The sequence below is a fragment of the Photorhabdus sp. HUG-39 genome, assembly GCF_963878365.1.
GTDB classification, from domain to species: Bacteria; Pseudomonadota; Gammaproteobacteria; order Enterobacterales; family Enterobacteriaceae; genus Photorhabdus; species Photorhabdus kayaii.
On sequence record NZ_CAWNWY010000033.1, the window covers coordinates 37,503 to 53,627 of the forward strand.

Here is a 16,125-nt window from a genome sequence, read left to right on the forward strand (position 1 = left end):
TTAAATCCATTGATAACAGCCTATTTGAACAAGCATTAATATTGCGCCGTCATTATTTACCGAATGAGAATGATAATACGGACAATTTAGCCCGTGCAATTTGGCTGGATAATCGTTATTGGGAAAATATGCGGATCGCAACCGCGAATGGTATTGCATTGGCATTAAAGGGTGAACCATGAGGCAATTAGATTTTACATTAAGCCTAATTGATAAACTGACACAACCGCTTGCCAGTGCGAAAGCGGCCGTTTCTGGGTTTGCCAAAGTATCACAAACGGCGTTTGAAAAAATTGCAGTCGGCGGCGCAGGGTTAGCGGGGACATTCTGGTCAATTAAGGGGGGGCTTGATCCGGCTATTCAATGGGATGATGCGATGACAGAGGCATCACTCCAAGGGGTTGATAGTGGCGTGATGGCGAAAGTGGCGGCGGATGCCATGAAATTCAGTTCATTGTATGGCAAGTCATCGATTGAATTTGTGCAATCAACGGCGGAAATCAGTAAGAAGATTAGCGAACTGTCACAAAATGACTTACCGCAGATGACTAACATCACCAATATCACCGCCGCTGCCTTGAAATCCAGCGCGGCAGATACGACTAAATATATGGGGCAGATGTTTTCGAATTTTTCCAGCCATGCTAAAGCCGTGGGGAATATTCAGTTTGCTGAGGAACTGGCGGGAAAAGCCATCATCATGTCGAAAACATTTGGCGCCAGTATGGAGGAAATCGCGGATTTGATGGAAGGGGCCCGCGCAGCAGGAACGCATTTCGGGGTAGGTATTGATGAACAATTGGCGGTATTAGGGGAATTGCACCGTTCATTGGGTACAGAGTCCAGTAGTGTTTATGAATCGTTTTTGACTGATGCCGCTGAGGGTGCGAAAAAACTCGGTATCAGCTTTGTTAATGCGTCTGGTCATATGCTAACCCTGCCGGAAATGTTGGAAAAGCTACAGACCAAATATGGCAGGAACATTGAGGGCAATCTCAAGGCACAAAAGGAAATTGAGGAGGCGTTTGGCGATTCTGCCATTGTCGTAAAACAATTGTATGGCAATGTGGATATGCTGCGTAAGAATATTTCGGCGTTAGGGGCCAATGATGGCCTGAAACGTGCTCGTGAAATAGCCGAGCGGATGGCGAACCCGTGGGCGCGGTTACATGCTATTTGGCAGAATATCCGTATTGCCGTAGGTTCAACAGTGCTCCCGGTTATCTCTTCACGGGTCAATAGGCTTGCTAATGCCGGTCAATTACTGGTGCGCTGGCTGAAACTGTTTTCGAATATCGCCCGCTGGGTCGGTTATATCACTCTCAGTATTCTGAGTTTTGCCGCTGCGGGGGCTGCCGCCAATCTCGTCATGGGCGTATCTAAATTTATCTGGATTGGCCTTAAGGGGATTTGGGCGGCTTGTACGCTCGTTATGAAACTAGGTACGGCGGCGGTGTGGCTCTATAACGCGGCCATTATTGCATGGAACACCACATTGCGCGTGTTACATGGGGTATTGTTGGCTGTCAGGATGGCGGCCTTTTTAGCGGGTATTTCATTCAGCTTTATGACCTGGCCGATCTTACTGATTATTGCCGCTATCGCGTTGCTGGCTGTTGGCATTTATCTGCTTATCAGGCATTGGGATGCCATCAAAGCGGCCATGATGAACACAGCCGTCTTTAAGATGGTGGCGGCGTATGTGAAATGGGTTGGCGGGATATTCAGTGCGGTTTGGGATGGGATCGCCGAGGGTTGGAATAACCTGTGTAACGGGTTTAGCCGTTTTTCACTGGCGGATACCTTTTCGGGCATTGTGGAGAGTATCGGCAATATTTTCGGCGGCTTATGGGATTGGCTGATGAAATCCTTTTCCGACAGCTACCATTGGATTATCGATAAATTAAATGCTATTCCCGGTATCAATATTGAAACCCAGGCCATTGAAAAAATAGTCGCTGAACCAATGGGAAAAGCGACGGCTCCCAATATGGGCATAGGGGAAAATCCCCCAAAATTGATGACGCAATCCAAGGGTATTTTTCAGGGGCAACCTAAAGCCATGATCCAGCCTGTGCAAGCGATTAAACCGCCAGAAAACGAGCGTGCATTAACGGGCGGGAAAAAGCAGGGTATCGGTAAGCATGGCATGATAAAAGGGATAACAACCCATTCACAGACCATCAATGATAACAGTCGCCGAATTGAAAATGTGACGTTGAATATTTCCAACGGGATGACACCGGAGCAATTAACGGAATGGGAACAAGTGGCACATGGATGAGCCGAAATATATTGATTTATTCATTAACGAGCGCAATTTTACACTTAATTCAGGGAATGAACCGCATTTCTGTCATAACCGTGTTTCTATCGGTCAGGATTGTGTACACGCTATTATTGAAAGTGGTCTGGCAACTGAACTTATCGCCGAACGCAGCCCAACATTACGGGCAGACATTCACACACAGATAGGCATACTGGTCGAAGACGATGAGCGGATTATTCCGGGAACCGTCATCATTAATGAAGAATCACCCATTAAGTTATGGATAACCGCCGAAACTTATGATTTTGGCCGTATTAACGTGAGTGTGAGCAGTGGAAACGAAACCGACGATTGATTATGAAAAGGTCTTACGTGATAGCGGGATGCCAACCACGGAGACCGACATCAGCACGGCATTCGCTAAAGTGGTCGATGAAGCCGGATTGGTGACCAACACCTCGCGGATGTCCCCGTTTTGGCGGCTGATTAACACCATCGTGACGCGCCCGGTGTTATGGCTAAAAGCGGCGTTAATCAATGTCACCTTAAAAAATATGTATTTGGCGACTGCATCCGGCACATGGCTGGATATGTTTGCGTGGGGCGTCAACCTGAAACGTAAACCCGCATCCGCTGCGCAGGGTGTGCTCCGCTTCTATAAAACCGCAGGTGCATCGATGGTGACCGTGCCCGCCGGAACGGTGATCCAGACTGAACGCATTAATGGCGAAATCTATCGCGTCAGCACCACGGAAAGCGTAGTGATGGCCGACAATGTGTCCAGTGCCTTATTGCCTGTCAGAGCAGAAGCCGCAGGCGGTGCTTTCAACCTTGCCCCCGGTTATTTTCGTATCCTGCCCGTGGCAGTGTCCGGCATTGAGCGAGTACAGAATGAAGAGGGTTGGCTATTGATGCCCGGTTCAGATGCCGAATCCGATGATGATTTGCGTGACCGCTGCCGCAACCAATATAACTGGGTGGGCAACTATCATACTGATGCGGTTTACCGTGGCATGATTGCCGCTGTGGCAGGCTTAAGCATTGACCGCATTTTTTTCCTGCATGATGCGCCTCGTGGCGCCGGAACGGCAAACGCCTATTTGTTGCTGGATTCTGGGGTCATCAGCCAGCCCTTTATTGAGGCAGTGAACGATTACATCACCCATCAGGGTCATCATGGGCATGGGGATGATATGCAGTGTCTGCCGATGCCCGAAACGCACCATGAATTATCGGTCATGCTGTTTGTGGCAAATCTGGCGAACTACAGCCAGGAACAGGTAACAACATTAAAAACGGATGTTGAAAACCTGATCCGCTGCGCCTTTCGGGAAAACAGGGAATATCACGTGAAAAAAACCTGGCCGTATGCCCGATTTTCCTTTTCCAACTTGGGACGAGAAATACACCGTGAATTTGCCGAGATTGAATCGCTGACCTTTTCATTGGGTGACATTCTGAGTGATTTAAGTGTGCCCAGGCTGCAATCACTGATAATTGAGGTGAAGAATGTCTGAATTCAAGGAACGACTCAAGCGGCTGGCCTTGCCGTCATGGATGGATAAGGGAGAACCCGCCAAACTGCTTTGGGCCGCGCGTGAGTTCTGGTCAATGATTTACCGCTGGTTGACATGGCCGTTAGCCCAATTGGATGCGGAAACTTGTTCGGCGGAATTACTGCCGATGTTGGCCTATCAGCGGGACATCCAGCGCTTTAACGGTGAACCGCTGACATTATTTCGTAAACGGGTGAAATACGCGTTTATTAATGCCAGAGAGGCGGGCAGTGTCGCGGGATTTATCGCTATCTTTGAACGTTTAGGTGTCGGCCATGTTGAATTACTGGAACGACAACCGGCGATAGATTGGGATGTGATTATTTTGCGCGTCAGTGACGGACAAGTCGCTGAAAACCCTGATTTGCTGATGAGCATCATTCATCAGTATGGCCGCACTTGCCGCCGCTACCGTTTTGAAGTGATGACGAATAAAAAACTGTTTATGCATGTGGGCAGTTTAGGCGCGGAATATTGCTGTTATTACGCGGCTATGTCCTCGCCGTCCTTGCTATTAAAAGTGGGTTACATGTCGGGTGAGTCCGTTTTTGATAGCGCCAGTTTAAAGGAGATTACTGCACCTAATATGACCTACGGTGCATCATTATAAGGAAATAATATGGCATCAGTGATTACAGTAGACTTTGAGAAATGGAAAGCGCAGCAGGCCGCGGCGGGAAAACCCGTGGTTTTGGATGAGTTTGTTTTTGCTTATGTGCCGGATTTAGATCCCACTCTTGCCATTAATCGCGATGAGAAATTACCCGCAGAAAGTCATATTGTGCATCGTCAGGCTGTTAATAAAACAGGGTTAGCTAGCGAAAATGCGGTAGCCTACAGTGTCACATTGGGAACGGAAGCCGGTCATTTTGATTTTAACTGGATTGGTCTGATAAATAAGGCTTCTGGCATTATTGGCATGATTACCCATGCCCCAACTCAGAAAAAAATTAAGACCGCTAACGGATTACAGGGAAATGTATTCACCCGCTCTTTCTTGCTAGAGTTTGAAGGGGCAGCCAAAGAGACGGCTATTACGACTACGGCGGAAACCTGGCAGATTGATTTTACCGCCCGTTTATCTGGCATCGATGAAATGCAGCGTCTGATGAATACCGACAGTTACGGTGAGGCGGCGTTTTTCGGTGATGGATTTTCCGTGGTTCGTCGTGGTGACCAGTACACGGTCAAAAAGGGGCTGGCTTATATCGGCGGGTTGCGGGGTGAGTTGGCGTTTGACCAAACACTTAACCGCCTGCGCGATACCCGCGTTTATGCGGATTTTAGCTATCAAGGCAATTTGGTCAGCCAGTGGAAAACCGCCGTTCATATCACCGCCGCCAATGATCTTAAAAACTACATCGATGCGGCAGGGTATCTGCATTATGTCTTTGCGGTTGCGGGTGTTGATGGTCACGGAGATGTGATGGATTTGCGCATTAAAGGGTCATTGAATGACCGTGATATTTCCGCTATTCATCAAGAGATTGATAGCGTGAAACGGAAATATGTGACTCAGCAGGCATTGGAAAGCGGTCTACATGGGAAACAGTCGAAAGGGGACTATGCCACTAATTCCGCATTAACCGTTGTCAGCGAAAACGCCAATAGTCGCCTGGCTAAAAACCAGAACGGCGCAGATATTCCCAATAAGAATGAATTTGTCAAAAACATAGGTTTAGTGGAAACCGTCGAACAGGCAATGAATGCTGTACCGAATGACAGGAGAATTAACGGGAAATCGCTATCGTCTGATATCAGTTTGATGGCGGGTGATGTTGGCGCCTATCACCAGACTACCTATATGACTGAGCTACCCGGCAGGCATTATTCAGGGCCATTTTCTTGTGGTCGGGAAAATGGATGGGCCAAAGGGGTGAGTATCGGTGTAGGGGGTGACACGGGGCAAATTTGGATTGATGCCGATGCACAGTTGCACACCAGATTTCTCAACGCTAACGGTGCCGTAGAGCAAAAGATTACGATGGGTATCCCGATTGGCGCCACTATCGAATGGCATGCGGCTGCGCCGATACCCGCCGGATATGAACCCAATGAGGGACGCGCATTCCGTGCGGCAGATTACCCTGAGCTTGCCAAAATTTTTCCCGACCTGAAATTACCCGATGACAGAGGCTTATTTAAGCGTGGTCTGGATAGAGGACGTGGTTTAGATTCGGGTCGTTCGTTAGGGAGTGTTCAAGGGGACGCGATCAGAAATATCACAGGATCATTAGGTAGTCCCACTATTGAGAGCGGGAGCAACGCCTCTGGTGCATTCAGCTACCAGTATAAGGCAGGCGGTCGCGCCGCCGGTGCCGGTGGTGGGGTGATTTCATGGACATTTGACGCGTCGAGAGTGGTCCCGACCGCAAATGAAAACCGACCTGTCAACAAATCAGTGATTTATATTACGAGGGTAAAGTAATGACTAAATATAGTGCAGATATTCAAATGGCCCGGTTTGATGAGGATGGGTTAGCCATTGTTAGCGGATGGGTTGCGGTTTATCGTTGTCATCCTGAAACACGGGAATATATTGGGGCCGATATGGATCACGTGCCACGCGGTTTTTCTGTTGCGGCTAATGCGTATCTGGATGAGCCTGAATTACCTGACACGCATGACGTTGCGATTTGTCGTTGTGTAGATGAAAAATCCTGGCGACATGTGCCTGACTATCGGGGTAAAACGGCGTATGCAACCGATACAGGCCAGCCGATCAATATTACCGCCATCGGTGCGTTGCCAGATAATCTTACCCTGCAATCACCCCAAACCCCCTTTGATAAGTGGGAGAATAAGCAATGGGTCACAGATAAATCAGCCCTAAAATCTCATCAAATTGAACAGGCTGAACAGCAGAAAATCGCTCTACAGCAGCAGGCAGATGCGGCAATTAAACCCTTACAGGATGCCATTGATCTGGATATCGCCACGGATGCCGAAAAATCAGCGTTCGTGGAATGGAAAAAATATCGTGTGCGGGTGAACAGAGTAGACCTTTCAACTGTCCCCGATATCAACTGGCCTGAGCAACCCGCGTGATGAATTGGCAACGGAAAATAATGCGCATATCCCCGAATATGACGGGAATGCATTGCTCGATGCTATCCGTCCATCCGTTCGTATACGGTATCGGGCAGAAAGCGGACAGCGGTCACTATCTGAGTCCGGCAAACGCCATCAATTATCTGGCAAATAAAATCCGGGGAACGGGAAACATCAGCGCCGTGGTACTCATGATCTGCGCGAAGACGCATAATGAATTTATCCAGCATTTAACCCAATTTTCAGCGGTGTTGCCGTTGCCTGTATTTTCTCAGGTCACCCGTATGGCAAAGACAGCGGAACGTCTGGCGATCACCAAAATGCAATTGCCTGGGAAATCGGGCAGCGGTTTGCCTCCGTTGCAACCATTTTCAACATCAACCAGCCGCATGGCCGTGAATGCGCAATTGATTGAGCAGGCTAAAACACAGGTTAGCGCCGGCAGCAGCATTGCGGGATTGAAATCACAATTAACAAACTTCACGACGGTAAGACAGAACGCCTTACAACAAGTGACTGCCGCTCTGAATGGCGTCAGGAACAAATCGACCCGTGTCTGGGTATGCTCAGGGAAAGGGAACGGCGTACTACTTGCCGAAAAACTGTGTCAGGATACCCCCGAACAGGACGCTGTTTACACGTTGGCGACATTATTTGTTGGGGACGATATTCGCGCATTAGAAAGGATGCTACATAATGAGCCAAATTATCACACTGGCCCTTGATGGCGAGGCCATCCCATTAAAAAGTCTGACCGTAACCCCATCGGTGATGTTTCAGGACACAGACCAAAGCGGCCAGTCATCCAGTACCGCCGTAGCGGAGCAAGGCATTAAGCCCAAGGAATTACGTGTTACGGGGATCATCCCCTTTACTGAGCAAAAAACGTTGTCACGCCTGTTTACATTGGCGGAGGCCAAAGATAAGGGAAATCTGAAACGCTACCGTGTCGCTAACCTGACCGCAGGTGCTATCAACTTTCGCATCGGGACATTCACCCATACTATTGATGCCAGTAAGATCGACGGTAAACAGGCATGGCAGGTCACATTTACTTTACGTGAACATTTATCCGTTGCTGAAAAACGTGATGCCCGTGTTGCCGATAATATTCAGGCCAAAAAGCAAACAGGCCAGGGGGCCGCCGCAGCAAAAGAAGCGCCGGAAAAATTAAGCTGGTTTGAAAGCAAAGTATTGAAACCCATCAATGACAAAATAGGACCCGCTAAATAATGACACCGATTAACCGGCTCTATCTTTCCGGTGATGAAATTCATCTGGTTGACGCCAATATTATGCTGGAACTGTCATCCTGTGGCCGTGGTTTTATCACGGCGGAAACGACATCCGATTACACCGGAAAACTGGTACGGCTGGACGTGGGTTACACGGATTTGGTATTACGCTGGTTTACGGGTTATGTGGAACGTTCACAGCCAGCCCAAAACGGTTATCAGCGTCTTTTTGTGCGTGAATTGGTTGGTGTGTTTGACCGATTATGGTCGTGTTCATTTCAGCATCCAACACTGAGCCAGATTGCGGATTGGTTGCAGGAGTACAGCGGACTCACTTTCACATTACCGGATGCTCCTTATACGGAGACACCCATCCCGCATTTTACCCATCATGGTACCGGCTATCAGTTACTGGCTAATCTTGGGCAGGTTTTTTCGATTGAGGATTATCTCTGGCATCAGTTGCCGGATGGTTCGGTTTATGTGGGCAGTGGGGCGCATTCGATGTTTGCGGGAAAACCGGTAGAGATCCCCAATGAATTTAGCCAGCGCCAGTCCGCAGGCAATACGATGACCATTCCTATGATCCCATCGTTGCGCCCAGGCGTGGAGATCAACCAGCACCGGCTGAACAAGGTCAATCTGAACAATGCAAATATGGTCATTACATGGGAAGCCGTCAACAAACTGACCGGTCAGTCGCAGACCAAAACGCCAATGCAGCGCCAGATTGATGCCGCCTACCCCGAATTATCGGCAGGGCTGCATTTACCCAAATTTGCCCGCATTGAGGCACATACTGAAAACACGGTCAGCGGCGATATCTCTAACCCATTCCGGCCACGCTATGCGGTTGATGTGCAATTATTGGCTGATGATGGTCAGGATGCCGCTGTCTCTGTTTACCACGCTGTTCCGCTGCCTTTGCCGATGGCGGGCAGTGAATCCGGTATGTTCCAATATCCGCCTGTCGGAACGATGGTTGAAATCGCCTTTGAGGCAGGCAGGCCGGACAAGCCCTTTATCCGGCAGACATTAAGCCAGGGCAATACCTTGCCCGATATCAAGCCAGGCGAGCAATTGCAGCAGCAGCGGGCGGAAGTCTCGCAGAGAGTGACTCAGGAAGGGCACTGGATTCGTCAGACTGACCAAACTATTCATGAATTGTCTATGCACCGTGAAGTCAGGGCAGACACGGAAACGCGTACCGTAGTCGCACGGGAAACCACGATACAGGCCACGGATAAAACCACGGTTTTGGGCACGTCTACGCTATTGGCGGGCGCTGTCCAGCAAATCGCAGACGGTGACTATAGTATGGCGACCTCATCAAATTTCGTTGCCAGTGTAGGGAAAGAGGCCAATATTGAAGTCGGGCAAAAGCTGATAGAGAAGATTGGTCTGCTTAAGCAGAGCATCGCCGGTGCCAGGCAAGAAATCATCGCGCCCGTGGTTTGGGTGGGCAGCCAGCAAATCAATGTCATGACCTTGATGTTAGAGACGTTGGATGTGGTTAAAGCACTGGCGGAACAGACTGCCGCCCATACGCACCACAACACAGGTACGCCGGAGAACGCCAACGCGATAAGGAACACGGCCTATAAATCGGATAGGCTGAAACAGAAATATTCGCCTGTGATTGGTTGAATATCATTCCATTTATGTGAGGTTTTTTACTCCGCATCCTAGGTTGATATTTTATGCTATAGACATTAGACTGGTTATGTCAGTTAAGGAATATCGCGCTAGGACTGAGGCTACCAATCTCGGTAATAGCACAAAAGATACCCGCGCCCTGTATGGGTAAAACAAAAAAGCCAACCTCACCAGTTGGTTTTTTTGTTTTTACCAACTCACCATTTTAATTGATTGAATCATCTGAAAATAAACCTATAATCAACGGCTGTTAGTTTTGGGTAGCGTTCTGGCCTGTGTATCTCTGACGCAAGTTTTCGTAAGTCCTGGCTGAAGAACAGGTGGTGCTGTTTCAGTGCCTCGGTCAGAGCGCGATATTCCTTAACTGACTTGATGGAAGTCAGCCGGACAGGCAGCGTAAAGGCAATGGCTGGTTGAGTCGTGCTCCTAACTGGAGCAAACGGGTGAAAGCATTTATTGACACTGCTATCATCGTTCTCAAAGCGTTAATCGCGCTTTTAGAGCTGATCCGTGCATTTCTGAAATAGATAACGGAAACGTAGCTAAGGCCATCGGGGTAACCTCCCGGTGGCCTTTAACATTTACCGCCTTTGATCAAGTAAGCCACCCTTGTTTAAGTGGCCCAATATACTGATCTAACAGCTTAAATTTGGTAATCCCGACCGGACTTGAACCCGTGTTCAAGCGATTATTGCTCCGGTAGTATGGGAGGATAGCCAATAGATTAGTGTAGTTTACCGCGAGTCATACACATAATAACATTGGGACGCCTTTTTAAATGCGGTATCAATCAACGCTACGGGTTCTGATGGTCTGAAATACAATTATCTCGCCCGCAACATGCGGGCTTTTTTATACTTTCATAGAGCTTGAATACAATTCTGATATTAAAAGAATGGGCAGTAAGTGTAATAAAAAACTGATAATTCAGCGTGTTATTTAGCTTAGTGATTTAAAAGTTGTCGTTACTTTTTTGGATATAGAAATAACTTATGTGATATCAGAATTATTTGGTAAATCATTTCGGACGGTTCGTTTGATAGGCTGCTTATTTTCGTCGAAATACCGACTGGGCCATATTTCGGCAGGGGTTACACCAATTTCCTGAGCAATCAATAATTCCCCTTTAGGCCAGGGGCGCGTTAAAGCATTTGCTAATGTTGAAGAACTTAAGCCGTGCTCTCTGGATAATGATGCCAGCGTTTTATTCTTCTTGCGTATCGCTGCGATAATATCGGCGGTATGCCAGTCTTTTTTCATATTCCTGCTTACCTCTTTGGTGGTGGCGATTCAAACAGGGTTTGCAGACCGGCGTTCATTTCCGGCGAGGTGTTAACCTCCCCTGCCTGAACCGCCATAGAGGGGCGATAGCAGGCGCACTGGTAAAAACTTCTTACCAGCGTCCATGAACGCAAGGCTGCAAAACCTTGGTCACTGGATTTTGCCAATGACAACACTACTTTAACCGATTGTATTATCTGACTCAAGAATCAAATAAATACCTTAGTGACGGTTTGTCTTGCTGCGCTTATGACGAAATAAATGAACTTATGGCGAAAACGGCACTACACCGCACCCGCCTGCACGCTTTGGATCAAAAAATTTTTTCAGTTTTAAAATCCTACAAGACAAACGGCCAGACCGTGCCAGTACTAGCGATGTAAGGAAAATCACAAACTGAAATGATTGAAAAGATTTTCAGGAAATTTCAGTTTGTAGATCAAGGGAGGATCACGGGAAAAATATCAATATAATGATATTAAAGGAAAAATTCTATTTTACGTGGGAGATAGGATCATGACCAGAAGCCGCGCTGATTTTAAGAATTCAAGTAGGACGCGGCTTTACTGAACACATAGAGATGAAATTAGTTGTTAAGGAATGAAACCTAAAAAACTGAGTGAATAGGATAGCTATCTGGACTTGTACCACTTGTAGCAGAAAGTATTATCCAACCTCCTTGAAGATATTGATTTACTTATTCATCTATATCAGAGCCAGTGAATATATTAGTGTCTCTTACTTCTTTAAGAATTGACAGATTGTTATTATTTTCGAACATTATAATTACCTCATAATGTATAGTGGTTAGTTGAAAAGTAATTGAAGATATAAAATTCCTGTCGCCATTTTGTCGCCATTTGGCTATCAAAGACAAAAAACCACTTGTGCGATAGTGGTTTTTTGTCTTGATTTAATAGGGTTTTATCTGTGATATTCACCGGCAGCTTCTGGTTGGTAAAGTAATTCTAATACTTTGACGCGGGTTTCTTCGCCGTTTGGCAATTCCCAACTGATTTCGTCACCGATACGAAGGCCCAATAATGCAGCACCTAAAGGAGCCATAACAGAAAGCTGATCTGAACTGTCTTGCAGTGACGCTGGATAAACTAAAGTACGTACCCGTTCTTCATTGCTTGTCAGGTCAATAAAACGAACCCGGCTGTTCATCGTCACAACATCTGATGGAATTTCTGCTGGCGGTACAATCTCTGCACGATCCAGCTCCTCATTCAAAGCGTCAGCGATACTAGTATCTGCAAACGCTGGCTGTTCCAACAGGGAATCTAAACGTTCTGCGTCTAATTCGTTGATGATAATTGCTGGTTTAGTCATACCACACTCCAAATGGATTCCAATACAAAATAACACCCCGCACCATGAGGAGGGGGGTGTTATTTAAAATGATTAACCTGATAGTAGGCTGTTCTTACTGGAAAATAAAGAGATCATGATCACGAACTGTTTTGTGCTGCTAATGAAAACAGTGAAGGACATGATAATCCATAGGTGAGTGAGCAAGGTTATTCTTCGTCAAATCCCGAATTAAATAGATCAATAATAGCTGCAAGAGCCTGTTCTTCATCTGGGCCACTGGCTTCAACTTCAATATAGCTGCCTTTTTCTGAATCCAGCATCAACATAGCAATTACACTGCTGGCTTCGGCTTCAACATGGCTATCATTGCGTAAAATAACATGAGATTCAAAGAGCTGTACTAGATCATACAGCTTCATTGCTGGCCGGGCGTGCATTCCCAGCCGATTTTTGATTTCAAGTCTTTGCTTGACAGTCATTATTTTCGCTTTTCGAGAGTACGATGGCGCGACTGTACGTTTTTTCCTCTGGAACGAAAATAATCGGCCAACTGTTCTGCCACATAAACAGAACGGTGTTTACCGCCGGTACAGCCAATAGCAACGGTCAGATAGCTGCGGTTATTGGTTTCAAGCATAGGTAGCCAGAGTTCAAGATAACTGCGGGTTTGATAGATGAAGTTATGCACTTCCGTATGACGGTCGAGGAAAGCGGCTACAGGACGATCAAGACCGGTCATTGGCCGTAATTTGGGGTCCCAGTGTGGATTTGGTAGGAAGCGTACGTCAAAAACATAGTCGGCATCAATTGGAATGCCATGCTTAAAGCCGAAAGACTCAAAGACCATTGTCAACTCACGTTCCCGTTTGCCTAGCAGACGCGTTCTTAGCATTTCAGCCAATTCATGGACTGACATTTCAGAGGTGTCGATAATCAGGTCAGCTCTTGAACGAAGGGGTTCCAGCAGATCACTTTCTTGATCAATAGCGCTTTCCAGAGAAAGATTTTTGCTTGATAGCGGATGCAGACGGCGGGTGTCGCTATAACGGCGGATCAACGTATTACGTTCAGCATCAAGGAATAGTAATTGCGGTGAGAAACTCGCTGGTAGTTTAGTCAGAGCTTCTTCGAAAACTTTAGGTGATTCCGGCATGTTTCTTACATCAATACTAACCGCAGCAGAAATATCGCGGTCAGCTAGCGTATTTGCTAATTCCGGCAGTAATACTACCGGCAAGTTGTCTACACAATAAAAACCCATATCTTCCAGTGCGCGTAAGGCAACGGATTTACCTGAACCGGAACGACCACTGACTATCATCAGCACCATGAGGCGACTCCCCTTAATTTCTTAGTGGTTATTATGAGCCACTCTTATCTATTGCTATCCATGCATTGCAACAGTTATTCAGTGATAATTGCGTATAGTTCTTCATCACTTTGTGCCGATCTTAAACGACGGCAGAGATTTTTATCTGCAAGACGTTTGGCAATCAATGACAATGTGTGTAGGTGTGTTTGGCATTGATCGTTTGGAACCAGTAAAGCAAACAGCAAATCGACTGGTTGATTATCAATAGCATCGAAAGCAATAGGTTGTTCCAGATTTAGGAAAACGCCAACCGCTTGATCTGAGCTTTCTTCATCTAACTTACCGTGAGGGATAGCAATACCACTGCCAATTCCAGTAGTACCTACTTTTTCTCGGGTTAATATTGCTTCGAATACGACATTTTCTGGTAACTTAAGCTGCTTAGATGCTAGCTCACTGATAATCTCTAAAGCCCGTTTTTTGCTCGAACAATGTACATTATTGCGCGTACATGCGAGGGAAAGCACAGAGCTTAGTAGTAAATCTGCTTGATTATTCATTTTCCTATTCACTTAGGTGCTTATTGATACAGGATGCCATAGGTTATCTGTGGCATCCTGTATTTGCGCACTGTTTTACAGTAATACTCTGCTGTTGTTACTACATTTTTTGTTAACTAACTGTTAATGATGTCTCAGTTTGTCTTTATGTTTGGTTAATTGACGCGCCAGTTTATCGACCAGTCCATCAATTGCTGCATACATATCTTCATGTTCTGATGATGCGTGCAACTCACCTCCGTTAATGTGTACAGTAGCTTCGGCGATTTGTTGTACCTTTTCCACTCGGAGGATTACCTGAGTCAGGTTGATCCTGTCGAAATATTGATCCAGTTTGCTGCATTTTGCAGTGATAATGTCGCGTAATGCATCAGTAATTTCAATATTGTGGCCGGTTATTTTGAGTTGCATATTGTCTTCCTTCTCTGTTCATTTCAAACCAGACGCTTACGTTGGTTTGATGGCGGAATGGATAACGACTCTCTATATTTTGCGACAGTCCGTCGGGCAACCATGATGCCTTGATCGGCTAGCATGCTTGTCAGTTTGCTGTCACTTAATGGTTTGGCGGGGTTTTCCGCTGCTACCAGTTTTTTCACCAAAGCCCGTATTGCAGTTGAAGAGGCTTCGCCTCCACTTTCTGTATTGACATGGCTGGAGAAAAAATACTTCAATTCAAAAATACCACGTGGGCTGTGCAGGAATTTCTGGGTAGTCACCCTGGAAATGGTGGATTCATGCATATCAACCTGGAAAGCAATGTCTGCCAAAACCATAGGTTTCATATATTCTTCACCATGTTCAAAAAATTCCTGTTGCTGTTCTACAATACAACGCGCAACTTTCAGCAGAGTATCATTTCGGCTTTCCAGGCTTTTAATAAGCCACTTGGCCTCTTGTAGGTTATTGCGGATAAACTGACTGTCACTTTCATTGCGCGTATGTTGCCCAAGCTCTGCATAATGCTGATTAATGTGTAAACGGGGGATACTATCTGTATTTAATTCTACTTGCCAGTGTTCACCCTCTTTTCGAACCAGTACATCGGGGATGACATATTCTGATTGGTCAGTGTTTATTGCCAGACCAGGCTTTGGTTCAAGTGACTGGATTAAATTTATAGCCTCTTTCAGTGTATCTTCTTTCAAGCGACTCAGACGGATTAAATTGCGGAAATCCCGATGACCTAATAACTCTAGATGTTCGCAAATGATCAGTCTCGCCTCTTTCAGATAAGGGGTTTCTGGTGGAAATATGGATAGTTGGACGAGTAGACAATCTTTTAAATCACGAGCCGCGACACCGATAGGATCAAAATGCTGTATCCGTTTGAGCACAGCCTCCACTTCTGCCAGAGTGAGTTGATTGTCGCCAATGCAGGTAAGGATATCTTCTAGTGGTACAGTGAGATAGCCAGTGTCATCTACGGCATCAATGATTGATGTCGCAATCGCCGCATCTATTTCCGTGAAAGAGGTCAATTCTGCTTGCCACATCAAATAGTCTTGCAGGGTTTGAACTGTTTCACCTTGGTAAAGTGGCAGTTCGTCGTCGTTATAGTCATTGCGTGTCCCGGAAGGTGTGCCAGCGGTGTAAATTTCATCCCAACTGGCATCCAGGGGTAATTCATCTGGCATATCCTTCTGTTGCAAGGCATCAAGCGTATCCATAGCTTCCGTTTCGTGATTGGGAAGTTCCTGATTGCCAATTTCCTGATGATCTTCATCCTGTTCAAGCAAAGGATTCATTTCTAACGCTTGTTGTATTTCCTGTTGGAGTTCAAGCGTAGAAAGTTGCAACAAACGAATAGCTTGTTGGAGCTGTGGTGTCATAGCCAGTTGCTGACTAAGCCTGAGTTGCAAACTTTGCTTCATAGCGTTAAATCAAT

At 46.5% G+C, this 16,125-nt stretch carries 19 protein-coding genes; 11 read left to right on the plus strand and 8 right to left on the minus strand.

Translation table 11 applies throughout. The annotated features are described in order from the left end of the window. Positions 1-41 precede the first annotated feature (41 nt). The 11 genes from AAC155_RS18655 to dinQ all read left to right on the plus strand — a co-directional run bounded on the left by AAC155_RS18655 (position 42) and on the right by dinQ (position 10,294). The gene (locus AAC155_RS18655) at positions 42-182 is read left to right on the plus strand and encodes a DUF6890 family protein (RefSeq protein ID WP_158537808.1); all 141 of its coding nucleotides are present in this window, start codon (positions 42-44) and stop codon (positions 180-182) included. Further along, positions 179-2,284, plus strand: coding sequence for a phage tail tape measure protein (locus AAC155_RS18660; RefSeq protein WP_113043688.1), 2,106 nt, complete (start codon positions 179-181; stop codon positions 2,282-2,284). Before AAC155_RS18655 ends, AAC155_RS18660 begins: the two co-directional genes overlap by 4 nt. Continuing rightward, complete coding sequence (locus AAC155_RS18665) at positions 2,277-2,624, plus strand: DUF2590 family protein (protein ID WP_046975136.1); 348 nt, start codon at positions 2,277-2,279, stop codon at positions 2,622-2,624. The genes AAC155_RS18660 and AAC155_RS18665 overlap by 8 nt, the downstream gene beginning before the upstream one ends. After that, positions 2,602-3,786, plus strand: a complete 1,185-nt coding sequence (locus AAC155_RS18670) for a baseplate J/gp47 family protein (protein WP_113043689.1) — start codon at positions 2,602-2,604, stop codon at positions 3,784-3,786. The genes AAC155_RS18665 and AAC155_RS18670 overlap by 23 nt, the downstream gene beginning before the upstream one ends. Next, on the plus strand, positions 3,779-4,435 hold the full coding sequence (locus AAC155_RS18675; RefSeq protein WP_046975137.1) for a phage tail protein: 657 nt from the start codon (positions 3,779-3,781) through the stop codon (positions 4,433-4,435). The genes AAC155_RS18670 and AAC155_RS18675 overlap by 8 nt, the downstream gene beginning before the upstream one ends. A gap of 9 nt (positions 4,436-4,444) precedes the next feature. After that, on the plus strand, positions 4,445-6,253 hold the full coding sequence (locus tag AAC155_RS18680) for a phage tail-collar fiber domain-containing protein (protein ID WP_052760829.1): 1,809 nt from the start codon (positions 4,445-4,447) through the stop codon (positions 6,251-6,253). Beyond that, positions 6,253-6,873 carry a tail fiber assembly protein gene (locus AAC155_RS18685; RefSeq protein ID WP_046975138.1) on the plus strand — a complete coding sequence of 207 codons (621 nt, stop codon included), beginning with the start codon at positions 6,253-6,255 and terminating at the stop codon, positions 6,871-6,873. The genes AAC155_RS18680 and AAC155_RS18685 overlap by 1 nt, the downstream gene beginning before the upstream one ends. Before the next feature lie 20 nt (positions 6,874-6,893). Beyond that, on the plus strand, positions 6,894-7,601 hold the full coding sequence (locus tag AAC155_RS18690) for a hypothetical protein (protein ID WP_229015686.1): 708 nt from the start codon (positions 6,894-6,896) through the stop codon (positions 7,599-7,601). Beyond that, a complete protein-coding gene (locus tag AAC155_RS18695; protein ID WP_046975140.1) occupies positions 7,573-8,109 on the plus strand; it encodes a baseplate complex protein in 537 nt (178 codons plus the stop codon). The genes AAC155_RS18690 and AAC155_RS18695 overlap by 29 nt, the downstream gene beginning before the upstream one ends. Next, the gene (locus AAC155_RS18700) at positions 8,109-9,758 is read left to right on the plus strand and encodes a hypothetical protein (RefSeq protein ID WP_046975141.1); all 1,650 of its coding nucleotides are present in this window, start codon (positions 8,109-8,111) and stop codon (positions 9,756-9,758) included. Before AAC155_RS18695 ends, AAC155_RS18700 begins: the two co-directional genes overlap by 1 nt. Before the next feature lie 464 nt (positions 9,759-10,222). Then, on the plus strand, positions 10,223-10,294 hold the full coding sequence (gene dinQ, locus AAC155_RS24565; protein ID WP_369293964.1) for a damage-inducible type I toxin DinQ: 72 nt from the start codon (positions 10,223-10,225) through the stop codon (positions 10,292-10,294). 463 nt (positions 10,295-10,757) lie between these two features. On the opposite strand, the gene AAC155_RS18710 is transcribed toward dinQ, so the two are convergent. The 8 genes from AAC155_RS18710 to rpoN form a co-directional block, all read right to left on the minus strand. After that, positions 10,758-11,027: a helix-turn-helix domain-containing protein gene (locus AAC155_RS18710; protein WP_046975142.1), complete on the minus strand. Its 270-nt coding sequence runs from the start codon at positions 11,025-11,027 to the stop codon at positions 10,758-10,760. 8 nt (positions 11,028-11,035) lie between these two features. Beyond that, on the minus strand, positions 11,036-11,254 hold the full coding sequence (locus AAC155_RS18715) for a hypothetical protein (protein WP_146748122.1): 219 nt from the start codon (positions 11,252-11,254) through the stop codon (positions 11,036-11,038). 718 nt (positions 11,255-11,972) lie between these two features. Next, on the minus strand, positions 11,973-12,383 hold the full coding sequence (gene rnk / locus AAC155_RS18720; protein WP_011148175.1) for a nucleoside diphosphate kinase regulator: 411 nt from the start codon (positions 12,381-12,383) through the stop codon (positions 11,973-11,975). A gap of 188 nt (positions 12,384-12,571) precedes the next feature. Continuing rightward, a complete protein-coding gene (npr, locus tag AAC155_RS18725; RefSeq protein WP_011148174.1) occupies positions 12,572-12,844 on the minus strand; it encodes a PTS phosphocarrier protein NPr in 273 nt (90 codons plus the stop codon). Further along, entirely contained in the window at positions 12,844-13,695 is an 852-nt protein-coding gene (rapZ, locus tag AAC155_RS18730; protein WP_113043690.1) for an RNase adapter RapZ, read from the minus strand. The genes npr and rapZ overlap by 1 nt, the downstream gene beginning before the upstream one ends. 74 nt (positions 13,696-13,769) lie before the next feature. Then, a complete protein-coding gene (gene ptsN, locus AAC155_RS18735; RefSeq protein ID WP_112896282.1) occupies positions 13,770-14,237 on the minus strand; it encodes a PTS IIA-like nitrogen regulatory protein PtsN in 468 nt (155 codons plus the stop codon). Positions 14,238-14,360: 123 nt separating this feature from the next. After that, entirely contained in the window at positions 14,361-14,648 is a 288-nt protein-coding gene (gene hpf, locus AAC155_RS18740; RefSeq protein ID WP_036775988.1) for a ribosome hibernation promoting factor, read from the minus strand. 23 nt (positions 14,649-14,671) lie between these two features. Beyond that, the gene (rpoN, locus tag AAC155_RS18745; protein WP_113043691.1) at positions 14,672-16,111 is read right to left on the minus strand and encodes an RNA polymerase factor sigma-54; all 1,440 of its coding nucleotides are present in this window, start codon (positions 16,109-16,111) and stop codon (positions 14,672-14,674) included. Positions 16,112-16,125 lie beyond the last annotated feature (14 nt).

Coding starts and splice junctions, on each gene's coding strand:
- AAC155_RS18660 (WP_113043688.1), top strand. CDS start 179: ATGAGGCAATTAGATTTTACATTAAGCCTAATTGATAAACTGACACAA.
- AAC155_RS18665 (WP_046975136.1), top strand. CDS start 2,277: ATGGATGAGCCGAAATATATTGATTTATTCATTAACGAGCGCAATTTT.
- AAC155_RS18675 (WP_046975137.1), top strand. CDS start 3,779: ATGTCTGAATTCAAGGAACGACTCAAGCGGCTGGCCTTGCCGTCATGG.
- AAC155_RS18680 (WP_052760829.1), top strand. CDS start 4,445: ATGGCATCAGTGATTACAGTAGACTTTGAGAAATGGAAAGCGCAGCAG.
- AAC155_RS18685 (WP_046975138.1), top strand. CDS start 6,253: ATGACTAAATATAGTGCAGATATTCAAATGGCCCGGTTTGATGAGGAT.
- AAC155_RS18690 (WP_229015686.1), top strand. CDS start 6,894: ATGCGCATATCCCCGAATATGACGGGAATGCATTGCTCGATGCTATCC.
- AAC155_RS18695 (WP_046975140.1), top strand. CDS start 7,573: ATGAGCCAAATTATCACACTGGCCCTTGATGGCGAGGCCATCCCATTA.
- AAC155_RS18700 (WP_046975141.1), top strand. CDS start 8,109: ATGACACCGATTAACCGGCTCTATCTTTCCGGTGATGAAATTCATCTG.
- AAC155_RS18710 (WP_046975142.1), bottom strand. CDS start 11,027: ATGAAAAAAGACTGGCATACCGCCGATATTATCGCAGCGATACGCAAG.
- rnk (WP_011148175.1), bottom strand. CDS start 12,383: ATGACTAAACCAGCAATTATCATCAACGAATTAGACGCAGAACGTTTA.
- npr (WP_011148174.1), bottom strand. CDS start 12,844: ATGACTGTCAAGCAAAGACTTGAAATCAAAAATCGGCTGGGAATGCAC.
- rapZ (WP_113043690.1), bottom strand. CDS start 13,695: ATGGTGCTGATGATAGTCAGTGGTCGTTCCGGTTCAGGTAAATCCGTT.
- ptsN (WP_112896282.1), bottom strand. CDS start 14,237: ATGAATAATCAAGCAGATTTACTACTAAGCTCTGTGCTTTCCCTCGCA.
- hpf (WP_036775988.1), bottom strand. CDS start 14,648: ATGCAACTCAAAATAACCGGCCACAATATTGAAATTACTGATGCATTA.
- rpoN (WP_113043691.1), bottom strand. CDS start 16,111: ATGAAGCAAAGTTTGCAACTCAGGCTTAGTCAGCAACTGGCTATGACA.